Source organism: Synechocystis sp. PCC 7509 (genome assembly GCF_000332075.2).
Taxonomy (GTDB): Bacteria; Cyanobacteriota; Cyanobacteriia; order Cyanobacteriales; family Chroococcidiopsidaceae; genus Aliterella.
In genome coordinates this window covers 190,910-215,383 of record NZ_ALVU02000001.1, presented here as the reverse complement: position 1 = coordinate 215,383, position 24,474 = coordinate 190,910, and the positions used below count along the sequence as shown (strand labels likewise).

The 24,474-nt window shown below is 40.6% G+C and carries 27 protein-coding genes and 1 tRNA gene; 10 read left to right on the top strand and 18 right to left on the bottom strand.

Annotated elements, in window-relative coordinates; translation table 11 throughout:
• Positions 1 to 55: 55 nt before the first annotated feature.
• Positions 56 to 247, bottom strand: coding sequence for a hypothetical protein (locus SYN7509_RS0201125; RefSeq protein WP_028954029.1), 192 nt, complete (start codon positions 245 to 247; stop codon positions 56 to 58).
• Positions 248 to 443: 196 nt separating this feature from the next.
• On the opposite strand from SYN7509_RS0201125, the gene gltB reads away from it, so the two are divergent.
• The gene (gene gltB, locus SYN7509_RS0201120; RefSeq protein ID WP_009633757.1) at positions 444 to 5,138 is read left to right on the top strand and encodes a glutamate synthase large subunit; all 4,695 of its coding nucleotides are present in this window, start codon (positions 444 to 446) and stop codon (positions 5,136 to 5,138) included.
• 344 nt (positions 5,139 to 5,482) lie between these two features.
• Positions 5,483 to 5,788, top strand: a complete 306-nt coding sequence (locus SYN7509_RS0201115) for a WGxxGxxG family protein (RefSeq protein WP_009633756.1) — start codon at positions 5,483 to 5,485, stop codon at positions 5,786 to 5,788.
• Positions 5,789 to 5,879: 91 nt separating this feature from the next.
• Here the strand turns inward: SYN7509_RS0201115 and SYN7509_RS0201110 are convergent, their stop codons facing one another.
• Both SYN7509_RS0201110 and SYN7509_RS0201105 read right to left on the bottom strand, forming a co-directional pair.
• On the bottom strand, positions 5,880 to 6,362 hold the full coding sequence (locus SYN7509_RS0201110; protein ID WP_009633755.1) for a YcxB family protein: 483 nt from the start codon (positions 6,360 to 6,362) through the stop codon (positions 5,880 to 5,882).
• A gap of 23 nt (positions 6,363 to 6,385) precedes the next feature.
• Positions 6,386 to 6,871, bottom strand: coding sequence for a cupin domain-containing protein (locus tag SYN7509_RS0201105; protein WP_227501458.1), 486 nt, complete (start codon positions 6,869 to 6,871; stop codon positions 6,386 to 6,388).
• Between the two features lie 151 nt (positions 6,872 to 7,022).
• On the opposite strand from SYN7509_RS0201105, the gene SYN7509_RS0201100 reads away from it, so the two are divergent.
• Positions 7,023 to 7,277, top strand: coding sequence for a hypothetical protein (locus SYN7509_RS0201100; protein ID WP_009633753.1), 255 nt, complete (start codon positions 7,023 to 7,025; stop codon positions 7,275 to 7,277).
• A gap of 24 nt (positions 7,278 to 7,301) precedes the next feature.
• A complete protein-coding gene (locus tag SYN7509_RS0201095) occupies positions 7,302 to 7,622 on the top strand; it encodes a hypothetical protein (protein WP_009633752.1) in 321 nt (106 codons plus the stop codon).
• Positions 7,623 to 7,635: 13 nt separating this feature from the next.
• On the opposite strand, the gene SYN7509_RS0201090 is transcribed toward SYN7509_RS0201095, so the two are convergent.
• Both SYN7509_RS0201090 and SYN7509_RS24830 read right to left on the bottom strand, forming a co-directional pair.
• On the bottom strand, positions 7,636 to 8,082 hold the full coding sequence (locus SYN7509_RS0201090) for a type II toxin-antitoxin system YhaV family toxin (RefSeq protein WP_227501457.1): 447 nt from the start codon (positions 8,080 to 8,082) through the stop codon (positions 7,636 to 7,638).
• Entirely contained in the window at positions 8,072 to 8,587 is a 516-nt protein-coding gene (locus SYN7509_RS24830; protein WP_009633750.1) for an AbrB/MazE/SpoVT family DNA-binding domain-containing protein, read from the bottom strand. The genes SYN7509_RS0201090 and SYN7509_RS24830 overlap by 11 nt, the downstream gene beginning before the upstream one ends.
• A 295-nt stretch (positions 8,588 to 8,882) precedes the next feature.
• Between SYN7509_RS24830 and SYN7509_RS0201080 the strand changes: the two genes are divergently transcribed.
• On the top strand, positions 8,883 to 9,143 hold the full coding sequence (locus SYN7509_RS0201080; protein WP_009633749.1) for a tocopherol cyclase family protein: 261 nt from the start codon (positions 8,883 to 8,885) through the stop codon (positions 9,141 to 9,143).
• 87 nt (positions 9,144 to 9,230) lie between these two features.
• Here the strand turns inward: SYN7509_RS0201080 and SYN7509_RS0201075 are convergent, their stop codons facing one another.
• Positions 9,231 to 10,172, bottom strand: coding sequence for a WD40 repeat domain-containing protein (locus tag SYN7509_RS0201075; RefSeq protein WP_009633748.1), 942 nt, complete (start codon positions 10,170 to 10,172; stop codon positions 9,231 to 9,233).
• A 92-nt stretch (positions 10,173 to 10,264) separates the two neighbouring features.
• On the opposite strand from SYN7509_RS0201075, the gene SYN7509_RS0201070 reads away from it, so the two are divergent.
• The 3 genes from SYN7509_RS0201070 to SYN7509_RS0201060 all read left to right on the top strand — a co-directional run bounded on the left by SYN7509_RS0201070 (position 10,265) and on the right by SYN7509_RS0201060 (position 12,248).
• Positions 10,265 to 11,356 carry a tocopherol cyclase family protein gene (locus tag SYN7509_RS0201070; RefSeq protein ID WP_009633747.1) on the top strand — a complete coding sequence of 364 codons (1,092 nt, stop codon included), beginning with the start codon at positions 10,265 to 10,267 and terminating at the stop codon, positions 11,354 to 11,356.
• 50 nt (positions 11,357 to 11,406) lie between these two features.
• Positions 11,407 to 11,480: transfer RNA gene (locus SYN7509_RS0201065), tRNA-Arg, on the top strand.
• Positions 11,481 to 11,750: 270 nt separating this feature from the next.
• Positions 11,751 to 12,248, top strand: a complete 498-nt coding sequence (locus tag SYN7509_RS0201060) for a YdcF family protein (RefSeq protein WP_038021104.1) — start codon at positions 11,751 to 11,753, stop codon at positions 12,246 to 12,248.
• 3 nt (positions 12,249 to 12,251) lie between these two features.
• Here SYN7509_RS0201060 and SYN7509_RS0201055 read toward each other — a convergent pair whose 3' ends face one another.
• The 3 genes from SYN7509_RS0201055 to SYN7509_RS30030 form a co-directional block, all read right to left on the bottom strand.
• Complete coding sequence (locus SYN7509_RS0201055; protein ID WP_009633744.1) at positions 12,252 to 12,539, bottom strand: DUF2288 domain-containing protein; 288 nt, start codon at positions 12,537 to 12,539, stop codon at positions 12,252 to 12,254.
• A 47-nt stretch (positions 12,540 to 12,586) separates the two neighbouring features.
• Positions 12,587 to 13,624 carry an AI-2E family transporter gene (locus SYN7509_RS0201050; RefSeq protein WP_009633743.1) on the bottom strand — a complete coding sequence of 346 codons (1,038 nt, stop codon included), beginning with the start codon at positions 13,622 to 13,624 and terminating at the stop codon, positions 12,587 to 12,589.
• A 349-nt stretch (positions 13,625 to 13,973) separates the two neighbouring features.
• Entirely contained in the window at positions 13,974 to 14,114 is a 141-nt protein-coding gene (locus tag SYN7509_RS30030) for a hypothetical protein (RefSeq protein WP_158506130.1), read from the bottom strand.
• A 20-nt stretch (positions 14,115 to 14,134) separates the two neighbouring features.
• On the opposite strand from SYN7509_RS30030, the gene SYN7509_RS0201040 reads away from it, so the two are divergent.
• A complete protein-coding gene (locus SYN7509_RS0201040) occupies positions 14,135 to 14,653 on the top strand; it encodes a hypothetical protein (protein ID WP_009633742.1) in 519 nt (172 codons plus the stop codon).
• Positions 14,654 to 14,793: 140 nt separating this feature from the next.
• Here SYN7509_RS0201040 and SYN7509_RS0201035 read toward each other — a convergent pair whose 3' ends face one another.
• The 4 genes from SYN7509_RS0201035 to plsX form a co-directional block, all read right to left on the bottom strand.
• Entirely contained in the window at positions 14,794 to 15,372 is a 579-nt protein-coding gene (locus SYN7509_RS0201035; protein WP_009633741.1) for a lysophospholipid acyltransferase family protein, read from the bottom strand.
• A gap of 72 nt (positions 15,373 to 15,444) precedes the next feature.
• Entirely contained in the window at positions 15,445 to 16,335 is an 891-nt protein-coding gene (fabD, locus tag SYN7509_RS0201030) for an ACP S-malonyltransferase (RefSeq protein WP_009633740.1), read from the bottom strand.
• 34 nt (positions 16,336 to 16,369) lie between these two features.
• On the bottom strand, positions 16,370 to 17,368 hold the full coding sequence (locus SYN7509_RS0201025; protein WP_369792297.1) for a beta-ketoacyl-ACP synthase III: 999 nt from the start codon (positions 17,366 to 17,368) through the stop codon (positions 16,370 to 16,372).
• Between the two features lie 50 nt (positions 17,369 to 17,418).
• On the bottom strand, positions 17,419 to 18,468 hold the full coding sequence (gene plsX, locus SYN7509_RS0201020; protein WP_009633738.1) for a phosphate acyltransferase PlsX: 1,050 nt from the start codon (positions 18,466 to 18,468) through the stop codon (positions 17,419 to 17,421).
• A gap of 170 nt (positions 18,469 to 18,638) precedes the next feature.
• Here plsX and SYN7509_RS0201015 point away from each other — a divergent pair, with 170 nt between their 5' ends.
• A complete protein-coding gene (locus tag SYN7509_RS0201015) occupies positions 18,639 to 19,946 on the top strand; it encodes a D-alanyl-D-alanine carboxypeptidase (protein ID WP_009633737.1) in 1,308 nt (435 codons plus the stop codon).
• Between the two features lie 26 nt (positions 19,947 to 19,972).
• Here the strand turns inward: SYN7509_RS0201015 and SYN7509_RS24825 are convergent, their stop codons facing one another.
• From SYN7509_RS24825 to metG, 5 genes are all read right to left on the bottom strand, one after another.
• Complete coding sequence (locus tag SYN7509_RS24825; RefSeq protein ID WP_009633736.1) at positions 19,973 to 20,230, bottom strand: hypothetical protein; 258 nt, start codon at positions 20,228 to 20,230, stop codon at positions 19,973 to 19,975.
• Positions 20,217 to 20,522: a BrnT family toxin gene (locus SYN7509_RS0201005; protein WP_009633735.1), complete on the bottom strand. Its 306-nt coding sequence runs from the start codon at positions 20,520 to 20,522 to the stop codon at positions 20,217 to 20,219. Before SYN7509_RS0201005 ends, SYN7509_RS24825 begins: the two co-directional genes overlap by 14 nt.
• A gap of 115 nt (positions 20,523 to 20,637) precedes the next feature.
• Positions 20,638 to 21,783 (bottom strand): LPS export ABC transporter periplasmic protein LptC, encoded by a 1,146-nt coding sequence (lptC, locus tag SYN7509_RS0201000; RefSeq protein WP_051482539.1) that lies wholly within the window; start codon positions 21,781 to 21,783, stop codon positions 20,638 to 20,640.
• A gap of 18 nt (positions 21,784 to 21,801) precedes the next feature.
• A complete protein-coding gene (locus SYN7509_RS0200995) occupies positions 21,802 to 22,440 on the bottom strand; it encodes a LabA-like NYN domain-containing protein (RefSeq protein ID WP_009633733.1) in 639 nt (212 codons plus the stop codon).
• A 138-nt stretch (positions 22,441 to 22,578) separates the two neighbouring features.
• Positions 22,579 to 24,171 (bottom strand): methionine--tRNA ligase, encoded by a 1,593-nt coding sequence (gene metG, locus SYN7509_RS0200990; RefSeq protein WP_009633732.1) that lies wholly within the window; start codon positions 24,169 to 24,171, stop codon positions 22,579 to 22,581.
• Positions 24,172 to 24,474: the final 303 nt, after the last annotated feature.

Genomic DNA, 24,474 nt, shown 5'->3' with positions numbered 1-24,474 from the left:
AATCAATGACTTATGTTTAAAGCTTTAACGTCATAATATAGATTAGCTTGATGCCTCAATTGGCACTCATCAACATTTTTAAGTCTTGCCCAGCAATTAAGAGATTAAATCGGATTGGCTTAAAGGAATGGTAAGTTAACTCGATTAAGCCTTCTGCTACCAAGCTAATTACTGGGGCGAAGAACTTGTAAAATAAAGGTGTTGGGGTGGTAAATACTGCTGGGTTCGTGAATTTTTTTGATTGCATTGACAAAAATGTATCGACTCAAGAATAAGTACGAGTTAGCGAACATTACTTAAAAAAATCCTACTTTTAGGCAAATAGTAGCAATAGAATTGCGATCGCTCTAATTCAATTGCTAGGATGTTTTAGCAAACTTAACATCTACACCTACAATAACTTTCACCTACCCTTAATTAAATAAATCAGCTAGGACTAGCCTATGGAACGCCGGGAAAATTCACTTGCAGATAATCAAAACATAAATAATACCGAGTCTTTGACATATATGGAACCCCGATGGTTGGTAGAAGAAAGGGATGCTTGTGGTGTAGGTTTAGTTGCTAACTGTGAAAATAAAGCAAATCACGAAATTATCGAAAAAGCTTTAAATGCCTTAACTTGCTTAGAACATCGGGGCGGTTGTAGCGCTGATAAAGATTCAGGCGACGGTGCAGGACTTATGACCGCAATTCCTTGGGAATTGTTGCAACAATGGTTTAGCCTGCAAAACATCCCCATGCCATCAAAAGAGAATTTGGCTGTAGCGATGATGTTTCTACCCCAGAATATAGAGGCAGCTAACAAAGTTAAGCAAATTACCGCACAGATTTTAGAAGAAGAAGATATAAAATTACTGGGCTGGCGAGTAGTCCCCGTACAGCCGCAAACTTTGGGAACTCAAGCGAAGGAAAATCAGCCCCAAATTGAGCAATTAATCGTAGAATCTAAGTTTATTGGCGATGAACTAGAGCGACAGTTATATATTGGTCGCCGCCGGATTTTTAAAGCTTTAGGAAGCCTGAATTTAAAAGAATCAGAGGCTTGTTACTTCTGCTCCTTTTCTAGTCGTACTATTGTATACAAAGGTATGGTGCGATCGGCAGTATTAGGGGATTTTTACCCAGATTTAAAAAACCCCATTTATCAAAGTGCTTTTGCAATCTATCATCGGCGTTTTAGTACAAATACAATGCCCAAGTGGCCACTAGCGCAGCCAATGCGACTATTGGGACACAATGGCGAAATTAATACGCTGCTGGGTAATATCAACTGGATGATGGCAAAAGAGGCAGATTTAGATCATCCAATTTGGAAAAACCGTTTAGATGAATTAAAGCCTACCGTCCATATTCATAACAGCGATTCCGCAACTTTAGACAACGTATTGGAGTTGCTTGTAAGGTCAGAGCGCAGCCCTCTGGAAGCTTTGATGATTATGGTTCCAGAAGCTTATAAAAATCAGCCAGATTTGGATAAATACCCAGAAATTACCGATTTTTATGAATACTATAGCGGTATTCAAGAACCTTGGGACGGCCCGGCGCTGTTGGTATTTAGCGATGGTAAAAAAGTAGGCGCAACTTTAGATCGCAACGGTTTACGACCGGCTCGTTACACAATAACCAAAGATGGCTATATTGTGGTCGCGTCCGAGGCTGGGGTTGTAGACTTTCCCGAAGCTGATATTCTTGAAAAAGGCAGGCTTGGTCCAGGACAAACGATCGCAGTAGACTTAGAAACTCATGAAGTTTTAAAAAATTGGGAAATTAAACAGCGAGTTGCAGCACAACATCCCTATGGTGAATGGTTAAAACAGCATCGGGTAGAACTTGCCATTAAACCCATAAAAGCCGAAAATGGTTCGCAAAGCCTGCAACCGTTAGATACTGAAGCTTTACCCGAACCTAGCCCCACCGCAGACAGACAAACTTTGCTCCGCCATCAAATCGCTTTCGGTTACACAACTGAAGATGTGGAAATGGTTATTCAACCAATGGCAAGTGATGGTAAAGAGCCAACTTTTTGCATGGGTGACGATATTCCCTTGGCAGTGCTATCTGAGAAGCCACATTTACTTTACGACTACTTTAAACAGCGTTTTGCTCAAGTAACTAACCCCGCTATTGACCCCTTGCGGGAAAGTTTGGTGATGTCGCTAAATATAGAACTAGGAGCGAGAGGGAACTTATTAGAACCCAAGCCAGAGTTTGCTAAAAGGCTTAAGTTAGAAACTCCTGTACTGCTAGAAAGCGAATTAGAGCAAATAAAAAATTCGGAATTTAAAACGAGTGAGTTATCAACGCTGTTCGCAATTTCTAACGGGCCAAATGGTTTAGAAGCGGCGGTTAAATCACTGTGTCAGCAGGCGGTGGAAGCGGTTAAAGCTGGGGCAAAAATTATCGTACTGAGCGACAAAGCTACCCTAAATACTGAAGACACTTACATTCCGCCACTACTTGCAGTCGGCGCTGTACATCATCACCTTATCCGTGAAGGATTGCGGATGAAAGCCTCCTTAGTCGTCAATACGGCGCAGTGTTGGAGTACCCACCACTTTGCTTGTTTGATTGGTTATGGTGCGAGTGCAGTTTGTCCCTATTTAGCTTTAGATAGCGTTAGAAGCTGGTGGTCTGACCCCAAAACTCAGCAGTTTATGGAGCGGAAGAAAATACCCGCAATCAGTCTAGATACGGCGCTTGCTAACTATCGCAAAGCTGTAGAAGGTGGAATACTCAAAATCTTGTCGAAGATGGGAATTTCCCTACTGACAAGCTACCAAGGAGCGCAGATTTTTGAGGCGATTGGGATTGGTCACGACTTGCTGAAATTGGGCTTTTATGGCACAACTTCTCGGTTAGGTGGCTTGAGTATTTGCGAACTTGCTCAAGAAGTTCTATGTTTCCATCAAAAAGCCTTCCCCGAATTAACCATTAAAAAGCTAGAAAACTATGGCTTTGTTCAGTATCGTCAAGGCGGCGAATATCACGCCAATAGTCCAGAATTGACTAAGGCTTTGCATAAAGCTGTCAGAACTCAGCAATACGACCATTACGAAACTTACCAAAAACATCTAGAAGGTAAGCCAGTTACGGCATTGCGCGACTTATTGGACTTAAAGAGCGATCGCACTTCCATAGCTTTAGAAGAAGTAGAACCTGTAACAGAAATCTTTAAACGTTTTTGTACGGGGGGAATGTCTTTAGGAGCATTATCGCGGGAAGCTCACGAGACACTAGCGATCGCTATGAACCGAATTGGTGGTAAATCTAATTCTGGTGAAGGTGGCGAAGACCCAGTACGTTACAAGGTTTTGGATGATGTTACAGCCGAAGGGACATCAGAACTATTACCGCACTTAAAAGGACTGAAAAATGGCGACACCGCCTCAAGTTCAATTAAGCAAGTAGCGGCGGGACGCTTTGGAGTTACGCCAGAGTATTTAATGAACGCCAAACAAATTGAAATCAAAATTTCTCAAGGTGCAAAGCCAGGGGAAGGCGGACAATTGCCAGGTAAAAAGGTTAGTCCTTATATTGCCATGTTGCGCCGTACTAAGCCTGGTGTAACGCTGATTTCACCCCCACCCCATCACGATATTTATTCTATTGAAGATTTGGCGCAGTTAATTTTTGACCTGCATCAAATTAACCCCCAAGCGCAAGTATCGGTTAAGTTAGTGGCAGAAATTGGCATTGGGACAGTAGCGGCGGGAGTTGCTAAAGCTAACGCTGATATTATTCAAGTTTCCGGTCACGATGGCGGAACAGGCGCATCGCCCTTAAGTTCAATTAAACACGCTGGTAGTCCTTGGGAATTGGGATTAACAGAAGTACATCGCGTATTGATGGAAAATAAACTGCGCGATCGCGTAATTTTGCGCGTCGATGGTGGCTTCAAAAGCGGCTGGGACGTGATTATGGGCGCGTTGATGGGCGGTGAGGAATATGGGTTTGGCTCTATTGCGATGATCGCCGAAGGCTGCATTATGGCGCGGATATGCCATACAAATAACTGTCCGGTAGGGGTTACAAGTCAACAAGAACATTTGCGCTTGCGTTTCCCTGGAATGCCAGAACACGTTGTTAATTTCTTCTACTTTGTCGCTGAAGAAGTCCGTAGTTTGTTAGCTAGGCTTGGTTATCGCTCTTTAACTGACGTAATTGGACGTGCGGATTTACTCAAAGTTAAAGACGGTGCAAAACTTACCAAAACTGAAGACTTTAACCTTGATTGCTTAACAGTTTTACCCGATACAAAAAGCGATCGCACTTGGTTAAATCACGAAACAGTCCACAGCAACGGTGTAGTTTTAGATGACCAAATCTTAGCCGATAGAGACGTTCAATCCGCTATTAGCAATGCTAGTAACGTTAGCAAGACTTACAAAATAGTCAATACAGACCGCACCGTTGGCGCAAGAATCGCCGGAAAAATTGCTTCCCAGTATGGAAACAGTGGCTTTAGCGGACAAATAGAGCTTAACTTCACGGGTTCTGTAGGTCAAAGTTTTGGCGCTTTCAATTTGCCAAACATGACTTTAAAGCTACAAGGCGAAGCTAACGATTATGTCGGTAAAGGAATGCACGGCGGCGAAATTGTTATTTCCCCTCCCACCGATGCAACCTACACACCAGAACACAACGTAATTGTGGGTAATACTTGTCTTTATGGCGCAACGGGTGGCTTTTTGTTTGCTAATGGTTTAGCTGGCGAACGTTTTGCTGTCCGCAACTCCAAAGGTACGGCGGTAATTGAAGGTGCTGGCGATCACTGTTGCGAATATATGACAGGGGGTGTAATTGTTGTACTCGGAAAAGTTGGGCGTAATGTTGGCGCGGGAATGACTGGCGGTTTGGCATACTTTTTAGATGAAGGTGGCAATTTTCCTCAATTAGTCAACCCGGAAATTGTCAAGTTGCAAAAAGTAAATGCTTCAACAGTAGGTGAAGGACAATTACAGCAACTAATCCAACTTCATGCTGAACGTACTGGATCGCCAAAAGCCAAGCAAATACTAGCTAATTGGTCAGAATATCTGCCTAAGTTTTGGCAAGTAGTCCCACCATCGGAAGCAGATACACCAGAAGCTAATCCCAATGCTGTAGCAGATAAAGAGTTGCTTTCTGTGCAGTAAATTACTGCGATCGCACTACCTAAAACAAAGTAGTGCGATCGCTAACCACAATATTTATTCACAGCAAATATTTATTCTATTTATTAGGAGGCGCAAAAGTGCCTCCTAATTTTAGTTTTTATGGCTTATTTATGTCGTCTAAAAACATCGAAATGCTTGCTATATCCTTGTGCTACTTCTATAGGAGGACTTGAACGTAAATAAAGTTTAATCTAAAGATTGATTCTATTTACTTAAAACCTAGATAGATTTATGTGGAAAGTTGTTTGCTGATTCGACGATAGTTTTTGTAGAAAATAATTACTTACAAGCAACCAAAGTATTAAGCATAAAGAGGAAATATCATGAATTCTAAATTTTCTAAAATCGTCGGTGCTAGTGTTATAGCTGCAAGTTTAGCTGTAATGCCTTTGTCTCTACCTGTTTCGGCTCAAACTGATTCTACTGCTCCTACGACTCAAACCAGTCCTGAATCTAACGCACCTACCTTTGATACTACCCCTTTTCAAGAAACTAAAGATGACAATAATAACTGGGGTTGGTTAGGATTATTGGGTTTAATTGGTTTAGCCAATTTATTCCGCAAGCCAAAAACCGTTGCTTATAGCGATCCAAGTACAGTAAATCGGACTACAACTACTAGATATTAATTATTTAGTTTATATATAAAGGGTAGGAAGAAGCGATCGCACTTTTCTGCCCTTTGCTTTACATTTGATACTCTATTTTTACTTACTTGATTTACTCCATTAATTTTTTATTCTTCATCAATGTCTCAAATTCATTTATATCATTTTCAGAATTAAATGCTCTAACTGGCAAATATTGAAACATTATTTTTGCCATATATAGAAAGTAATATTCAGATTCTCTAGTAACTTTTGTAAAATTATGTAAGTGCATCTTGCTCAAACTGCCATCTTCAAAAGATGTAATAAAGTAATTATCAGTAATTTCACAAGCTCTATTATTAAAATAAATTTTGGGTATACTTTTTGCGGTATTAATAACAAAAGGAATAAATAAAATACAGCCAAGTAAGATTACAAAATAAGCTGCTAAAAAGGAAGCTTGAGGAGTCACAAACACAGCAAAAATTACACTTATTACTGCAACTATTCCAAATACAATTATTAAAGCTTTTTTTGATTTATAGTAAATAGTTCTAGTAATGTAACAAAGTTCGTCTTCTGATGTGTTAAATTCTTTTGTTTTGATATTCATAAATGAAAAATAGTTGCTACAACTTAAGCTGGAATTAATACTTGAGAATTACGACGTAATACCGCTATATCTTCCTCGTCTAAATCTACAGGTGTTCCACTACGGATAAGTTCGGTAAAGTCTTCATTGGGAACCATAATACACAAAGCATATAAGCGAGTATTTCCAGTGTTTTCTATTACATGAGTTCCCGTAGGCGGTACTAAAAGACTATCTCCAGCTTTAATTGCTACAGTTTTACCATCACAAATTGCTTTCCCTTCACCTTGCAAAATAAAAAACATTTCTACCGCAGTTTGATGGCGATTTGGCGGCGTTTTACCCCCAACATCAAAGATTTCTACACAAACTGTTAAAGAAACATTAGCCGTAGCACTATCAAAGACGATCGCTAACTTATTAGTATCACCGGGACTAATCCGAAAAGCTTGGTAGTCTTGGGGAGACTTAGCCACCAAAATCATGCAGCGCGAAGCATCCATACAACCATTAATTAAATTACTACTCAATTAATGGCTCATTAATTGCCAAAAAATAACCAACAATACATAAATTATTGTGTCAAAACTGGTGATCGCTATAAATAGCTATTAGTTGCAGCTTTAGTAGCTATTGGTAGCAAGCTAAATTAAAGGTAGCGCGATCGCACTGGGGAGAAAAATGACTAATATCGAGTATGACATCAAGGAAATTTTAATTAGACTGGACGGCAGATTTGACAAGTTAGAGAGCAAAATTGACAAAATCGGCGAAGATATCACAGATTTACAAGTAAAAGTCGGGGTATTGGCTGAGAAGGTTGAGGGGATAACTAAGCGACTCGACACCCAAGAATTTATTAACCGAGGTGTAATTATTGGGTTGATTTTGGCGGTATTGGGTGGATTTGCGAAAGTTTTTGGTTTAACTAACTAAAGTGCGATCGCACTGGGTGGAAAAATGACCAATATTGAGTATGACCTTAAGGAAATTTTGACCAGAATTGAAGGCAGATTTGACAAGCTAGAGGGTAAGGTTGACAAAATCAGTGAGGATGTTAATGATTTTAAAATGAAAATGACTGAGGAAATCGGTGGCTTAAAGACAGATTTAGTCAGAGTAGAAACCACGCTTAAAAGCGAAATTGAAGTTTTGTCAGGAAATGTAAACAACATTGTCAAACGCATAGATACCCAAGAATTTATCAACCGAGGCGTGATTATTGGGTTGATTTTGGCAGTATTGGGTGGATTTGCGAAAGTTTTTGGGTTAACTAACTGAATAAAAACTTGATTTAATTATCACACTCAGCAATTAATTCTTCTATGCTTCCAGCAAATACCCCATTACTTACCATTTTTTTGAAAACTGTGTAACAGTCGTTTTTATCGCCATCTTCGTGCGGATATCCCAACCAGAGAATAATAATAGTTTTTTGCTCTTTGTAAGCTTTGAAAAACAGACGATAGCGATCGTTTAGTCCCATCTTTTTGAGGCGAGAATACCTTTCTAAGGGCTTTTGTAAAGCAAAGTAAGAAGCAAAAGGATCTGAAGAAATTTTATTTTTAATCGCTTCTAACAAGGCTTTCAGCATCTTGACCTTCGGATGAACTAAATATTTATCTCTAGGAACTTTGTCTAACAGGTTTTCAACTTCCCTGGTAAGTTCTAAAAATTGCTTATTAAACAGTGGATAGAATCTAATCGTCCACCCATGACATACAAGAATCTCACTCGTCAAGTTCAACTCCATCAAGCAGTTGTTCTAACTTATCGTTCATTTCTGCCGTGAATGGAACAAGTTTAGAGGGATTGTTTTCAATATCTTCCATAATCTTATCAAGAAATAAAGCTGTTAGATATGCTTCTTCTCTCTCCACAGCCTCCACAATTGCATAGGCTAACTTAACTGCACTAACATAGGCTTCAATCATAACCTCCCCTTGTCCAGTAATAATAGCTACAAAAAGGCGGAAGCGTCCCTCTAACTGAAGCAAAATAGATTTCCCAGAGTTTTTTTGAGAAATATTTTCCTCATTAGATAGTTTCAATACCCTATATGCCCACAACTTTAGATATTGACGATCCTCTTGTGAAATTTCCTTCCAGCGATCTTCAACATCCTTTGTCGTCTCTTTTAACAGATGAGCAATTCTACCAAAATGCGAGTTGTTCGACTTACTAGAGTCAGAATTTAGTCTAAATGACGGTAACTGTTGAATAACTTCAATGGCGTAGGAAGTCATTGATTCCACCCTTTATCCTTCAACCGTTGTAGTTGATGTAACCTTTAGTAACATCAGAAGCCTTTCTTGACATAACGTTACACATATGACGATTGTATCTCAATCTATTACACAATCGAGAAATAATATCTAAAAGTTTATGGGAAAATTAACATAAAATTTAAAAAAATTCTTCTGTTATGGTTAACTATTTTGTTTTATGAAGTTTACCAAAGCAAATATTATAGTCAAAGTTATTGATTTACTACTCCATAAACTTCGCTCATACTAAAAAGAGCAGCTAATTTAAGTTTTCATGTTTAGTATTCCTGACAAAAAATTGCTTCAACAAACTCCCCATAGTGGTTATCAATGGGACAATAGCGATCGCCGCTTCTTTGAAGGTTGGTATTATCGCGTTACTTTGCCAGAAATTAACCTCCCTTTTGCTTTCATGTACTCTATCGAAGATCCTACAGGTGGAAAGCCTCACAGTGGCGATCGCACTCAGCAGCTAAACGTTGCTAATCTAGTAAATGAGCGGGTTATAAGCAAGTTAATGTATAAAAAATTATAGGAAAGCGCTCGCACTGGGGGAAAAATGACTAATATCGAGTACGACCTAAAAGAAGTCTTAACCCAGTAAAGCACTTCTGAATAAGTTTTAATTACATGGTAAAAGCGTAATATTGTTATCTCCACTACCAATAGCTAAAGTTTTACCATCTGGGCTAAAAGCAACAGCATAAATCTTTTCTTCCAATCCTGTTAATGTACCAAGAACTTTTCCCGTGTCTAGCTGCCAAATCTTAACAGTTTTGTCTTTGCTACCACTAGCTAATTTTTGTCCATCAGGACTAATTGCAACAGAACAAACATCGTCAGAATGACCTGTAAGCGTTAAAATTTCTTTACCATCTTCGGTTTGCCAAAGTTTAATTGTTTTGTCTTTGCTACCACTAGCGAAAGTTTTGCTATCGGGGCTAAAAGCAATAGAATTAATTGCTCCAAACCAGTCAGAGTGTCCTGTAATAGTTAAGCATTTTTTATTGGCTAATCGCCAGAGATTGATAGTTTTATCATTACCACCGCCACCACTAGCTAAAATCTGTCCATCAGGGCTAAAGGCAAGAGTATGAACATCGTCTAAATGTACTTTCAGTGTATGTATTTCTTTTCCTGTATATACAGACCAAAGCTTAATTGTTTTATCCGCACTTCCACTAGCTAAAGTCTGTCCATCAGGACTAAAAGCAACGGATAAAACTTTTTCGTCATGTCTTTTTAAAGTGCTGAATCCTTGTTTTGTGGACAAATGCCACAATTTAATAGTTTTGTCTTTACTGCCACTAGCTAAAATTTGTAAACTAGGGTGAAAAGCAACACAAGTAACTCCTCCAGACCAATCTGATGCTCCATGTCCGCTTAGTGTGTAAGGTTCTTGTCTATCTAAAAGATGCCACAGCTTAATAGTTTTGTCTTTACTGCCACTGGCTAAAATTTGTCCATCAGGACTAAAAGCTAAAGAGGTGACTTTAGAGGAATGCCCCTTAAGTGTACGTACAGATACTAAGTCTTGCATTTTTGGCGTTTGGGGATCTTTCATAACAATTAGTGAAGGTTGTTGCGGTTAACTCTGGAGAATATAAGACGTAAAGCGATCGCTCATACTAAAAAAAGCAGCTAATTTAAGTCTCCATGTTTAGTATTCCCAATAAATTGCTCCAACAAACGCCTCATAGTGGTTATCAATGGGATAATAGCAGCCGCCGCTTTTTTGAAGGTTGGTATTATCGCGTTACTTTACCAGAAATTGAGCAAACTTTTGCTTTCATGTACTCAATAGAAGATCCCAAAGGTGGTAAACCTCATAGTGGCGGTGCGGCGCAGGTTTTAGGGATTGATGATGAGTATATATGCCGAACTTTTCCCGATGTTGAGCGTTTTTTTGCTAAAAGCGATCGCCTAGAATTAGGTCATTGGGGTAAAACAGATTTACCTCCTCAACCACTGTGGTTATTACCTCAAGAATTTGACCATCATATTCAAGAAGGCTATCAAGCCTCCGCTACTTGGAATCAAGGCACAATTAAAGACCCTGGCAGCAATAATACTTGTAGTTGGCAGTATAAAATTGAGCCTATCTACGGCTGGGGAGACGTTGACGCGCCACAACAATCAACGGCGGGTTTAATCTCGTTTTTGCCAATTTTTGAACCAGGATGGCAAATTTTGATGGCTCATGGCTTGGCGACAGGCTGGATTGAGTGGAATGGTAAACGCTACGAATTTGCTAATGCGCCAGCTTATAGCGAAAAAAATTGGGGTGGTGCTTTTCCGCAAAAGTGGTTTTGGCTAAATTGCAATAGCTTCGATGGCGAAACAGATTTAGCTTTAACGGCTGGTGGCGGTAAGCGTGGCGTGTTGTGGTGGATGGAATCGGTGGCAATGATTGGGGTGCATTACCAAGGCAAATTTTACGAGTTTGTCCCTTGGAATTCCAAAGTTACCTGGAATATCCAGCCTTGGGGTAAGTGGGAAATGCAAGCAACTAATGCGGAGTATGAAATTACTTTAGTTGGTACAACCGATTTGCCTGGTACTCCTTTACGTGCGCCTACAGAAGACGGTTTGCAGTTCGTTTGTAAAGACACGATGCGCGGCGAAGTAAATCTAAAATTATCTTCGCGTCATCACGGAAAATCGAGCTTAATTCTAGAAGCAAAAAGCTCTTTATGTGGTTTAGAAACGGGTGGCGGTGGTTGGGACGGCTTGTGGCTATCTAGTTAAAAATTAGCTTGTCAGCTTTATGATGCTAAAATAGTAAATGCTTAACAATTGGGGCTGTAGCTCAGTTGGATAGAGCGAGCGCCTCCTAAGCGCTAGGTCGCGCGTTCGAGACGCGCCAGTCCCGTTTATATTTTCTGTAAGCCTTGTCCAGTAAAGTTTATTATTAAAGAGCCGTAAACTTTCTAGTCATATTCTAGTAATTAGGACAAGGCAAGCAAGAAAGCTTATTTCCACTCGCGCCAGTCCCGTCCATTGCCTGCTATTCTAGATCGTCGTGCTAGAGCGCGAGGTTATGTTAAAAAGCAGGCACAATTACAAATCAGTTAAAAAAAGACGGTTTAAGAGCAAGTTTGTAAAGTTTTTACTTACCCTTGCTCTACCAGTTTTGCTATGGATGGGCTATAAGCAAATTAGAAGCTTAGAAACTCCTCAAGCTGTCTTGGTTTTGGGTGGTTCATCTACTAAATTAGAGCGCGAGAGAGTAGCGGCTAAATTGGCGCTTCAATACCCAGATTTGCCGATTTGGGTTTCTTCTGGTAGCACTAATAAAAAGTACGTGACGCGAGTATTTGCCAACACTGGGATTAGTTCTCAACGCCTGCATTTAGACTATCAAGCCAAAGATACAGTAACTAATTTCACAACGCTTGTAGATGATTTTCAAGCGCTGGGGATTAAGAGGATTTATGTAGTTACTTCCGACTACCATATGCGCCGCGCTCGTCTTGTGGGCGAAATTGTTTTAGGTAGCCGGGGTATCGATTTGCAGCCAGTAGTAGTACCAACCCAATTAGTTCCAGAAACCCGCTCTAAAGCCCTGCGTGACGGGGTTAGAGCGGTGTTATGGGTTATTACGGGTCACACCGGATCGACCTTAGCTAAATCAAAATAGCAACTAGGGTTCTTGAATGAGAACGTAAGGCTGGACGATGAGCGTGTTAAACCGCTTTTGCAAGTCGCTATTCCAATCACTTAGCTGAGTTTGGGAGGGTTTTTGAATTAATTGTTCGCTAATCCAGTGTTGCACCGATGTTAAATTGTCACTTGCGATCGCAATTCCCACTTCTACTAAGTTTAATTCCTTTGCTACTACTAATACACTGTCGCGCTTGACGTGAGGAATTAGCCATTCCCACGCTGCTTCGTCTAGGTCTTTTGCTAATTCTGCTCTCAGTTCTGCCATAAAATCAATAAATTTACTCCACTTATCTATATTAAATTATTGAGTGGTTAGGCTTCGGCTTTCATTTCATCGATTTCAAATAAAGTTACCAAAACTCCGGCAATTGGGATAGAAATAAATACTCCTAACAATCCGGCGATTTTTGCGCCTACTAATAAAGCAAAAAATACAACTACCGGATTCAAATTTAACGATCCTTGCATGATTCTAGGAGAAATTAAGTTATCTTGAATTTGTTGGAGGACAATACAAGCAATTAACACTTTTGCTGCTAAAAATACATTTTGAGATAAGACAATTAAAGTAATTATACTAACTCCCAAAGTTGCGCCAATTCCTGGAATAGCATCGAAAACAGCGACTATTAAGGCTAACACTAAGGGAAAAGGTACTTTTAATACTAAAAATACTAGAAAGCTAGAAGTGGATAAAAATAGCATTAACAGCACTTGCCCTTTAAAAAAGCCTAAAAACTTGCGTTTAACAACGGTTGTAAAACGATTGCGTAGTTGTCTAGGTACAGCTTTCAAAGCTAAACCCCACAATCTTTCTCCATCTAATAGCATAAATAAAGCAACCACAGCAATTAAAAGTAAAGTTACTAAATTAGCCAAAAAGACTTGTAGAGTAGCCAAGCTAGAGCCAATTAATCCTAAAGCTTGATTACGCAATTGCTCTTCGATTCCGGTTAAATTTACTTGCAAATTGCGCTCGCGCAAAAATTCTTCTGCTTGGCCAACTAAAGGCGCTAAAGAATTTAAAAAGGCAGTGACGCTATCAACTAATTGTTGCCCTTGATATAAGATAGTTAAACCGACAGTAGCTGTCAGACCAACAAGTAACAAAATACTAGAGATAAAAACTACACTAACGGCTAAACCGTGAGGCAAAAACCGCCGCAACCAACGGACAGGATAGCTAAGTAAAAAAGCTAAAATTGCCGCCGATGTAAAAATAACAATTACTGTTTCAAAGTAAGCTAAAAGAGTTACTAAAGCCCAGCCAGAGAGAAAAAATAATAAAAAACGGACTAAAAATAAATTATTTAATTTGTCCCAAAAATCTTTAGTAGATACTTCATTCATATTTGAACCTAATCTGTCTGGTATGGCTTGTGGAAGCCAAAATCAAGGCTACAAATAAGTTAAGTGCAAAGTCTACTCTCATTCGGTATATTTTTTGATTCAGATTCTGACAAAAGTTGAAGGCAAAATCAGCTTTGCGAGAATCAAGAACTTGTTTTCATTTATACCCTTTTGTGATTCTGTGCCTTAAAAGACCTCTCGTTGCACATAAAAAAACGCCTTTCCTATCTTTAGTAAGGTCGCTTTTCGCGGATATCGGATTTATTCAAAAACAGCATCTTAGGAAACTGTCTAAACGCTTAGTGCAGAAACTCACGCTAGTTAAGCTGAGTTTTTCTGAGTTTCAGTGCTAGCTAAATGCAGAGATTTTCTGTAACGACAAATACAAAACCCCGCCATACGCTAATAAATGTAAGTCTAAAGCGGTTACGGCGATCGCAATACCTACTAAAAACTTAATAACCACATCAAGCTTAATTCGCAAACTCACAACCAACTCAAAATAAAACAATGACTATTCATTCAAACAGAAACAGTGTTACTAGAACACAGATAAATGCGATCGCTACTCTTGGCGTGACATTGATGTCTACTATAGTATTTTCAGCCTCAGCCTATGCTTCGGAGCAGCACACTTACCCCGGTAGTATATGTGATGCTACTAGCAGTGTTGGCGCTGCCCTCTTAGACAAGTATGCAGGTAGAGCCTTAAATACCAGTAGTTCTCAAACTATAAATTACGTTGTTTGCCCTATTGTTCGAGACGTTCTTAATAGCAGCACCATTGGTCCTAAAGCTTATATTCGCGTAAAAAACACCAAAAATGTAACTACTACTTGCTGGCTTGAATCAATAAATTCTGATGGAGGGTATTTTGACTATCAGGCAAAGAGTTTGAGTGGTGCAGGAACTAGCACACTTGTTATTCAGCTTGCGGCTTCCTCCACACAGTCAGGGCGACCCTATCAACTCGAATGTTCTTTGCCATCAGGTAGTAGCGTCTTGCAATATAACGTTGTTGAAAATTGACGCTAGGCGAGGACTGCGACCCTTGGGAATTAAACCGGAGGTGTTGCAGTCCCTAGCGAGATGGTTAAGTTGATCTCTAATAAGCTGGGTAAATTAACTTCTACGGTTAATGATATTGTTATTACCGAATTACTAAATAATCAGCGCCCCAGGTCGTGAAGTGTTTGAATTGCGATCGCACATTCCTGGGTAGTAGCTTGTAATTGTTGGCGATTTGTGGAAGTTGGCGGCGCAATTAGTTGACCAATTCTAATCGTAATGGGAACTGGGCGCGGAATTGCTGACCCCTTGATTAAAACCCCTTGAGTTCCCCACAAACTAACGGGTAAAATTGGCGCTTGGGCTTTGGCAGCAATTAAAGCCGCGCCCAGTTTAGGATCGTTAATTTTGCCATCAGGGGTACGAGCGCCTTCTAAAAAAACCCCTGTAGCCCAGCCATTTTCTAAGGATTGCAATGCCGCACGAATCGCAGCGCGATCGCTTGTTCCTCGACTTACAGGATAAGCACCGTATAATTTTATTGCTTTACCCAAAAGGGGAATCTTAAATAGTTCTTCCTTTGCCATGTAAGCCACAGGGCGACCTACAGCGCAAGAAAGCAACGGCGGGTCAAAGTAACTAGCATGATTGCTGACAACTACCACTGAACCTTGCTTAGGCACATTTTCCACACCATATACGCGCCCTCTTAGATAGAGGTGCAATGTAGGGCTGACCATTGACCACTTAAATAAGTGATAAAGGAACAAACTAATTGACGGTTCGCGGCTTCTGCCCATTTTGTAACACTATTACTCAGCGTTGAGTACCATTTCGGCACTACTAATATTTTCTAACTTTAAAGTCGGACAGGTACGTTTAATTAACCCAGTTAAAACCGTACCATGTCCAATCTCCACAACTTTCTCTATTCCTTCAGTTAGCAATTGCTCAGAAATTTCTCGCCAGCGTACAGAACCCGTCATTTGTTTAATTAACCGCTCTTTCAAAATCTCCGCGTCTGTAGAGGGTATGGGGTCTACATTAGACATTACCGGAATCGTGGCGTTATTAAATTGTATGGGAGCTAAAATCTCTTGAAATTGACTAGCCGCTTGAGCCATTAAAGGAGAATGAAATGCTCCTGATACATTCAGGGGAACAGCGCGTTTGACTTTAATTTGAGATAGTAACGTTTCCACCCCTTCAGGAGTTCCAGAAATTACTACTTGAGCCTCACTATTATCATTAGCTAAAACTACATCAGGAGTTTGGGCGATTTTCTCCTGTAACTGTTGGCGATCAAAACCAATTAACGCCACCATTTTACCCCCTGCCGCGTTGTCCATAAGTTCGGCTCTAGCTTTGACTAAACGCAATCCCGTCGCCCAATCAAAAACCCCCGCAACATAAAGGGCTGTATATTCTCCTAAACTATGACCAGCAACTAAAGCCGGCGTAAAACCGCGCTCTTTTAAAGCATCCGCTAAAATGCTTTCAATTACATACAAACTAGGCTGGGTGTACAACGTGCGCGATACTTTGTCTTCTGGATGCTGACAAATTTCTGGTACAGACCAACCCAAAATCTCCTCTGCTTGTGCCAATTTTTCGGATGCAGCACTAGAAGATGTTAATAAATCGCTGCCCATACCAACTGCTTGCGAACCTTGTCCTGAAAATATCCACGCCGTTTTAGTCATTGGAAAAATTGTAAATTTTGTAATATGTAGATGCTCAAATTCCCCATTTAAAAATCGCCGCTCCCCAAGTTAAACCAGCGCCAAAACCCGAAGCAACAATAGTATCGCCAGTTTTAATTTGCCCATTACGCACGGCTTCATCTAAAGCTATGGGAATCGAAGCGGCGGAGGTGTTGCCGTAACTCGCAAGATTGCTAATTACTTTATGGCTGGGAATATTTAGCCTTTGAGCTACAGCATCGAGAATCCGTTGATTTGCTTGATGCAGTATTAACCAATCTACTTGCTCTGTAGTGATATTAGCTCGAAATAAAGCCTTATCAATGACTTCTGGAACGCGCTGGACGGCGAAGCGATAAACTTCCTTACCATTCATAGTAATCGGCTTAAAGTTGCCTTTGCCGACCTCAATACCGGGGGTAAGGGGCTGAGATTCGGGGCTATAGGACAAATTTAGACAGTTGTTTTGCGTACCATCGCTTCTAATTTCAAATCCTAACAGGCGATCGCTTTCTGTTGCTTGAATCACCACCGCCCCCGCCCCATCGCCAAACAAAACGCAAGTGCTGCGATCTTGCCAATCTACCCAGCGCGACAAAATATCGCCGCCAATTAAAACAACGTTTTGATAAACTCCTGTTCTAATAAACTGAGCCGCCGTAACTAGCCCAAATACAAAGCCAGAGCAAGCCGCCGTGAGGTCAAAAGCGACGGCGTTAGTTGCCCCGATTTGAGTTTGAATTTGACACGCGCTGCCAAATAAATCGTCGGCGGTGGAAGTTGCCAAAATAATTAAATCAATGTCTAAGGGGGAAATTCCTGCCATTGCGATCGCGTCTTTTGCCGCAATAGAAGCAATTTCGCTAACCGATTGGGAAGAATTAGCTAGTCGCCTTTGTCTAATTCCCGTGCGCGAGGCTATCCATTCGTCAGAGGTGTCAACTAACTTGCTTAAAGTTTCATTATCTAAGCAGTTTGCTGGCAACGCCGAGCCACTTCCCGTAATTGCTACGCCTAAATTTTGCAAAATTATTCTCCAATAGTGAGCCAACTGTATACAAGAGGATAAATTTGTTTTACACCTTACTCATCACTATTGGCTTCACTACTGCTAGTTGCCGATTGCTTTTTGCTACCATTTTGAGACGAGATATGTTCTAAAACTTGATGATCGATCGCTTCTTTTGCCAGTCGAATTGCATTAAAAACCGACGGTGCTTGAGAACTACCGTGACTGATAATACAGATCCCTGCAACTCCCAGCAACAGCCCGCCTCCATGTTCGGCATGGTCTACACGCTGTTTGATCCGCTTTAAATTAGGTTTTAAAATTGCTGTGCCAATTTGTCCGTGCAAGCCTTGGGGTAATTCTTCCCGCAAAATTTGCAGCATTACTTCCCCTACAGCTTCGGCAAATTTTAGCAGCACGTTTCCGGTAAATCCGTCGCAGACAATCACATCAAAACGCCCCGAAAGTACGTCGCGTCCTTCCGCGTTGCCAATAAAAGAAACTTGGGGATTTTTTTCTAGCAATTCGTAAGTCCGAAGTGCCAAATCATTACCCTTACAAGCTTCTTCCCCAATATTTAGTAGTCCGACTTTGGGATCGTTAACACCGAGTACATACTGACTGTAAACCGAACCCATAATGGCAAACTGTTCTAAAAATTTTGGGCGACAGTCTACATTTGCCCCAACATCTAAAATTATCACGGGCTTACTGGCAATTGTCGGCAGCACCGCGCCAATAGCTGGGCGGTCAATACCTTTCAATCGTCCTAAGCGCAACAATCCGGCTGCCATAGCTGCCCCAGAGTGTCCGGCGGAAACTACCGCGTCGGCTCGTTTCTGCTTAACTAAATCCATTGCGACATTGATTGAAGCCTTGGGTTTGCGTTTAATGCCGCTTAAAGGCTCCTCATGCATTTCGATTGTTCCTTCCGCCGGAACAATTTCTAACTGCCCAAAATTGGTTTGCTGCGGTAAGTGCGCTTTAATTTGCTGGGGGTCGCCCACCAACAAAATTTCCACATCTAATTCTTCCCTTGCTCGCAGCGCCCCTGTAATAATTTCGGCGGGGGCATGATCCCCACCCATGGCATCAATTGCGATCCGTGCGCGAGTAGCTCCCATTGATTAAAATTTCTAGAAACCTTCAAAATTTTACCAGATGCTTTCCCCCAAACTCGCAATCTTACGGTTATTTAGTGAGACATTAGAAAAGTATTTGGCAAATAAATCAGGTGAAAGGCGCGGATATCCGTGTTAAAAGCGCTCTTTATAGTAAATAGGCAAATATTTTCATGCTGCAATTATTTGGATCGGGATTAGTTTCTTTATGGCTAGACAAGGCGGGGGTAAAGGTGGCGACGGTCGATCCCTTGGAAGTTTTGTTGTGGCAAAGTAGTCCTAGTTTAGTTTTAGCGCCCGATCGCTCTCCCGTTGCCTCAATAACCGTACAGCAGTATTTAAAATCGCTCCAAACTCTAGGAGTAGAAGCCAATCAAGGCGTATGGATACAATCAGGGCCCGTCTTACTAGCCAACCATCAAGGCACAGTACCAATACCTGCGGCTTCTTTAACCAAAATTGCGACTTCAATAGCTGCTTTAAGTACCTGGGGCGCAAATTATCAATTTGACACCACTGTTAGCACCAACGGGACAATTTCTAAGGGCGTATTACAAGGAGATTTAATCGTTCAAGGTAACGGCGATCCTTTGTTTGTGTGGGAAGAAGCGATCGCCCTTGGTAATACTCTGCAATCTATGGGTATCAATCGCGTACAAGGAAACTTGATAATTACCGGCACTTTTGCCATGAATTACAACTTCAATCCTGTAGCATCTGGTGAATTGTTAAAACAAGCCTTCAATGCTGCTAATTGGTCAAACACTGTAGAAAATCAGTATTTAACTTTAGCCCCCGGAACGATTCGTCCTCAAATTGTGATTTCGGGGACGGTACAACAATCGCAGATAGTTAACCCCAAGCAAATATTATTAGTACGCCATCGTTCTTTGCTACTCTCGCAAATTCTTAAAGAAATGAATGTTTATAGCAATAACGAAATGTCGGAAATGTTGGCTTATTTGCTGGGAGGAGCGCAAGTTGTCCAACAAAAAGCAGCAACGGCGGCTAACGTACCATTGGCAGAAATTCAGCTAGTTAATGGTTCGGGATTGGGGGTAGAAAATCGTATTTCCCCTAGGGCGGCGTGTGCGATGTTAATGAGCATCCAAAAGCGGTTATCACCCTACCAGCTAACGGTTGCAGACTTATTTCCAGTATCGGGACGCGATCGCCGAGGTACGTTATTAACTCGCCAAATCCCTTTAAATACAGTAATCAAAACGGGTACGCTCAACGATGTTAGTGCTTTAGCTGGAGTAATGCCAACGCGCGATCGCGGTTTGGTATGGTTTGCAATTATCAATCGTGGCTCGGCTATTGAACGCTTCCGCAACGAGCAAGATCGATTACTGCAAAATCTCTTAAAACAGTTACAAGTTGCCCCCGTTGTCCCGGCGGCTTTAACTCCTCGCCTTCAAGACAGTAACTCTCAGCCATTGGGTGAAGCAAGGCGTAATGAGATTATGTACAAAGGCTAAGGTACTTGTAGAAGTCACGGCATCCGTCATTCTAGAGCTTTAGGATGTGGTAAAGACCCTTCTTGCTGGGCTGTTGCTTCTAGTAAGCGATCGGAAAATAGTTTGGCTAAATCTTTTCGTAGTCCTTGTCCGATATAAAATTTGAGCAACGCCTCCCAAGACATATCTCGACTAGCAGCTACTTTTTTGAGAGATTCTAATGTATCTATTGGCATCTCAAGAGACACTTGCTCTTGAGGACGGGGATGCAATTGTAATGTAAATTCTTCCTCAGCCTTGTTCATAAAGTTTCTTTTCATTTTGAGTAGCAGGACGAGCAGAAATTATGCGGTTTCGCACTCCTCTTTCAACATAAATGATTAATAAAAGGCGTTGCTCTAGAGAATAGCCAAGAAGGAACTCGCGTTTCTCGATATTAGCAATTGTATTTGGATTGGCTTCCCCAACTTGGTAGAAAGGATCGAAGAAAGCCTCTACTGCTTCTTCAAAGGTAATACCGTGTTTTTCAAGGTTGCTCTGAGCTTTATTGCTATCCCACTCAAATTCAACATCTTCAAGCCTATAGACGATATTCATGTTTATTTTATCGCCTTCTTTCAGAAATACTGGGTTTTATAATTCAACTCAACTGCTACAAGATCGAACTAATGTTACCTCTGCAAAATGATGGGTACTCTATTTTCCCAAGTCTCTAAGGAATAAATGTAGTCACAACTCTACCGCCAGTAACGGTAATATTTTGCTCCTGCAACTTCCCTACAGCTTTTTGCCCTGTAAAATTAACTGGCGGCTCTAGTTGACGATAAACTACGCTTCCCTCCGCTTCTACTAACTGCGTTGGCAAATACCAGGTTAATTTTTGAGCATCGAGAGATTGTTGGCGCTGTCCCCTAGCAGTCACATTGCCTGTTAAATGTACAATTTCATTGCCTAAATTCATTCTTCCCCGGTTCGCTGTTGTAGTTATTTGCTGCTGGCGATGAACTACTTTTACTGGCTGATTGGCGGTAACAAGTTCAGCGTTCAAATCCCAACTTAAGGAATTACTGTCTATTTGTAGCGGTGGTTCTGTGGCGACGATTTGCGCCTTGGGCTGGAGGGTGATAACTTTAGTTTTTAAGTTGACATTTGCGCCGTTAGCGGTGGCGCGATCGCTAATTACTTTACCTTTATAACGATCAATGGCTATGGCGCGATCGCCAATTAAAGTTTGCTTCTTTACTTCCCAAATTAAATGAGTTGTCCGCATTTGCAAGGCGGGATCGGTAGCTTGAGCTACTACTTTACCTTGCAAATCTACTCGCGCCGAGCGGCTATTTACTCGTGCTTCTTCTGCTGTAGCTTGAATTTGCTGATAAGTTCCCCTAATTTGCTTGCGGACAATTAGCAAATCTTCTTTAGGTCGCCATTCTAATTCGTTACCGCGCAAGACTACGCCATTAACTGTATCTGTAGCAACAATTTTGCCCGTCAAAAACAACTGTTTGCCGTTTTGCTGAATTTGGGCAAGTTGTGCGCTAATTTTGTAGACTACTTTGCCATCAACAAATAATTCTCCCGATGGCTTTTGTACTTGAGCAAGTTTTTGTTCTCGACTATAACTTGCTTGTTTGCCTTGAACTTTCCAAACTGGTCGTCCTTGTTCGTCGGCTTGTTCTAAAGTGACATCGTTAAATGTCAATTCGTTTTGCGTTGTAGGGCTTGATGAGGGGCTTGGTGACGCTTGTTGATTAGAATTTTGACCTGCGCAGCCAAATAACCCCAGTATCAACCCCACACTCATTAAGGGCGCAGCTAGGAGTCGCCATTTAACCGATGGGAAATGACAATTATTCATGCTTGATTTTATTTGGTTCTAGTCATCGGAGGACTTGATAATGTCTAAAGTTCCATCTTCGGGTTGTTCCATCAATCCTAGGCTAGACAAGGGACGATAAGCGTAATTTGTAACTCTTGATGTTTTTTGGATGTCTTCTTTGATTTGCTCAAGGTCAATGTAGCGATCGCTCACATTAATTAAACTATCGCTAGTCATGGCTCGTAAACTAACTACTTCGACCCGCACGCCATGATAGCTTACAGCGTTGACTGCGTAAGCCAAATCTCCATCACCGCTAACTAATACGGCGGTATCGTAAGAATCTACCAGCGCCATCATATCTACAGCAATTTCTACATCTAAGTTAGCTTTTTTTGAACCATCGGGTAGCTGTACCAAATCTTTCGCAATTACCCTGTAACCATTGCGCCGCATCCACAACAAAAATCCTTGCTGTTTTTCGTTAGTCCTATCTACACCAGTATAAAAAAACGATCGCAACAATCTTGAACCGCCAGTAAGCCTACACAATAGTTTTGTATAATCTATTTCAATTCCTAGTTGTAAGGCTGCGTAGAACAAATTTGAGCCATCAATAAAAATGGCTACACGTCCTCTATTTTCTAAGACTTGTTCAGGTGTAAAAATTGGACTTTTATCAAAATTATTCAACATTTTTTATGCCTCAGTTTTTATCAAAAAATAATTTATGTTTTGTATTATGTTATTTGCCCGATTGAGCGGTTTAAATATCTATAAAGTAACATTAAAAACCTCTAATTAGACAGGAAAGTACAATCGATACCAACCTGCTTAATTTAGTTCTAGGCTTTTAAATACAGGATGGGGATTTCCTAACTGTTGCTTGCAACTTAAGACTCCCCAATTGGCATGAATAGAGAAGGGTACAGTATTGAAAACGTCATTTTTATCGTTAAAATTGGCGACAAATCCCAATTGTTGATAAATGTCATTAGCAATGCTAGGAATCACTGGTGACAGCAGGTAAGCAGCTAATCTTACTGATTCTAAAACAGAATACAACAATTGCTCTAGTTCCTGAATTTTACCTTCTTTGTACAAAGTCCAAGGCTTTTGGTCGTCTATATACTTATTGCCTGTTCGAGCTAAATTTAATACTAATTCGCAAGCTTGACTAAAAGCTAGATTTTCGTAGGCTTTGGCGACTTCTTCTCCCAAAGTCATCCCAGCAATTTTTAATGGATTGTCTTCAGCTATAGTTTCAATACTCAGATTTAGAGCATTAGCATAACCGTACTTTAGGGCCATTGTTAAAATTCGATTTACTAAGTTCCCCAAGTTTTTAGCTAAGTCAGCATTCAACGTTTCAATAAATCGAGTTTTACTAAAGTCGCCATCTTTACCAAATTCAATGGCTTTAATAAAGTAGTAGCGAACAGCATCCGCGCCATACTGCTTTACTAAAGCAACGGGATCTAGAGTATTTCCTAGAGTTTTACCCATTTTTTGGTTGTCTTTAGTCAAAAAACCGTGTCCAAATACTACTTTAGGCAATTCTAGTTCTGCGGACATCAGCATTGCTGGCCAATAAATGGCGTGAAAGCGCAATATATCCTTACCAATTAAATGTAAGTTTATAGGCCACCATTTAGCTAAAGCATTTTCAAGTGTTGGTTCTTCGCCAGGTTCAAGTAAAGCCGTTATGTACCCCAGCAGTGCATCAAACCAAACGTACAATGTATGACTAGAATCAATAGGTACAGGGAAACCCCAATCTAAATTTACCCGCGAAATCGAAAAGTCTTGCAATCCTTGAGCAACAAAGTTTAGAACCTCATTACGGCGGCTTTGAGGCGCAATAAAATTAGGGTGTTCTTGATAAAATGCTTCAAGTTTACTTTGGTAACTTGACAACCGAAAAAAGTAATTTTCCTCGTCTCGCCACTCAGCTTTTTTATTGGTGTGAATGCTGCAAAAAAAGTCGCTTAAAAGTTCTCTTTCTTCTTTAAATTCTTCACAAGCAACACAGTACCAGCCTTTTTGCTGACTTTTATAAATATCGCCTTTATCCCATACTCGCCCGAAAAATTCTTTAACAATTGCTTCGTGATTTGTGGCTGTAGTTCGACTAAAGCGATCGTATTGTATATTTAGCTGCTGCCACAGCGCCACAAAGCTGCTAGAAATTTCATCAGAGTAAACTTGAGGTGACTTGTGGTTACTTTCGGCGGCTCGTTGAATTTTTTGCCCGTGTTCGTCAGTACCAGTAATGAATAGTACCGACTTCCCTCGCATTCTCTCAAATCGCGCTAATATATCGGCAGCGATCGTCGGGTAAGCGCTACCTACATGAGGCAGATCGTTTACATAATAAAGCGGTGTTGTCACAGCAAAGGTTTCTTGGCTTTGACTTGAAAATTTCATGAAATTTAATATTTTTTTAACTTCTCAATATCATATAACAGAATATGTATGTATATATTTTTATTAATTTTTGTAAAGATTCTTGGTAGAGTTGTCTAATCAAATCAAACAATAACTTTTACAATACAGGCAATAGCGCCGTTTATACCTTAAGGTACTTTCGTGCAAATGTTAAAAAATGTAAAATAAATTATAAAATGCTATTTATTCAGGCAGGTTTCAAGCGCATAGCTATCCTCCGTTAAATCTTTCAACTAGGTGATTCCCTAGATAAGTAGTTTCATACATAGTCAATATCTGCAA

Excerpts from the sequence above, each read along its gene's own strand:
- SYN7509_RS0201015 (WP_009633737.1), top strand. The coding sequence starts at position 18,639 with ATGCTGCAATTATTTGGATCGGGATTAGTTTCTTTATGGCTAGACAAG.
- lptC (WP_051482539.1), bottom strand. The coding sequence starts at position 21,783 with ATGAATAATTGTCATTTCCCATCGGTTAAATGGCGACTCCTAGCTGCG.
- SYN7509_RS0201100 (WP_009633753.1), top strand. The coding sequence starts at position 7,023 with ATGACTAATATCGAGTATGACATCAAGGAAATTTTAATTAGACTGGAC.
- SYN7509_RS0201115 (WP_009633756.1), top strand. The coding sequence starts at position 5,483 with ATGAATTCTAAATTTTCTAAAATCGTCGGTGCTAGTGTTATAGCTGCA.
- SYN7509_RS0201040 (WP_009633742.1), top strand. The coding sequence starts at position 14,135 with ATGACTATTCATTCAAACAGAAACAGTGTTACTAGAACACAGATAAAT.
- SYN7509_RS0201005 (WP_009633735.1), bottom strand. The coding sequence starts at position 20,522 with ATGAATATCGTCTATAGGCTTGAAGATGTTGAATTTGAGTGGGATAGC.
- fabD (WP_009633740.1), bottom strand. The coding sequence starts at position 16,335 with ATGACTAAAACGGCGTGGATATTTTCAGGACAAGGTTCGCAAGCAGTT.
- SYN7509_RS0201070 (WP_009633747.1), top strand. The coding sequence starts at position 10,265 with ATGTTTAGTATTCCCAATAAATTGCTCCAACAAACGCCTCATAGTGGT.
- plsX (WP_009633738.1), bottom strand. The coding sequence starts at position 18,468 with ATGGGAGCTACTCGCGCACGGATCGCAATTGATGCCATGGGTGGGGAT.
- SYN7509_RS0201050 (WP_009633743.1), bottom strand. The coding sequence starts at position 13,624 with ATGAATGAAGTATCTACTAAAGATTTTTGGGACAAATTAAATAATTTA.
- SYN7509_RS24825 (WP_009633736.1), bottom strand. The coding sequence starts at position 20,230 with ATGAACAAGGCTGAGGAAGAATTTACATTACAATTGCATCCCCGTCCT.
- SYN7509_RS0201035 (WP_009633741.1), bottom strand. The coding sequence starts at position 15,372 with ATGGTCAGCCCTACATTGCACCTCTATCTAAGAGGGCGCGTATATGGT.
- SYN7509_RS0201055 (WP_009633744.1), bottom strand. The coding sequence starts at position 12,539 with ATGGCAGAACTGAGAGCAGAATTAGCAAAAGACCTAGACGAAGCAGCG.
- SYN7509_RS0201110 (WP_009633755.1), bottom strand. The coding sequence starts at position 6,362 with ATGAATATCAAAACAAAAGAATTTAACACATCAGAAGACGAACTTTGT.
- metG (WP_009633732.1), bottom strand. The coding sequence starts at position 24,171 with ATGAAATTTTCAAGTCAAAGCCAAGAAACCTTTGCTGTGACAACACCG.
- SYN7509_RS0200995 (WP_009633733.1), bottom strand. The coding sequence starts at position 22,440 with ATGTTGAATAATTTTGATAAAAGTCCAATTTTTACACCTGAACAAGTC.
- SYN7509_RS0201075 (WP_009633748.1), bottom strand. The coding sequence starts at position 10,172 with ATGAAAGATCCCCAAACGCCAAAAATGCAAGACTTAGTATCTGTACGT.
- SYN7509_RS0201060 (WP_038021104.1), top strand. The coding sequence starts at position 11,751 with ATGGGCTATAAGCAAATTAGAAGCTTAGAAACTCCTCAAGCTGTCTTG.
- SYN7509_RS0201125 (WP_028954029.1), bottom strand. The coding sequence starts at position 247 with ATGCAATCAAAAAAATTCACGAACCCAGCAGTATTTACCACCCCAACA.
- SYN7509_RS24830 (WP_009633750.1), bottom strand. The coding sequence starts at position 8,587 with ATGACTTCCTACGCCATTGAAGTTATTCAACAGTTACCGTCATTTAGA.
- gltB (WP_009633757.1), top strand. The coding sequence starts at position 444 with ATGGAACGCCGGGAAAATTCACTTGCAGATAATCAAAACATAAATAAT.
- SYN7509_RS0201095 (WP_009633752.1), top strand. The coding sequence starts at position 7,302 with ATGACCAATATTGAGTATGACCTTAAGGAAATTTTGACCAGAATTGAA.
- SYN7509_RS0201080 (WP_009633749.1), top strand. The coding sequence starts at position 8,883 with ATGTTTAGTATTCCTGACAAAAAATTGCTTCAACAAACTCCCCATAGT.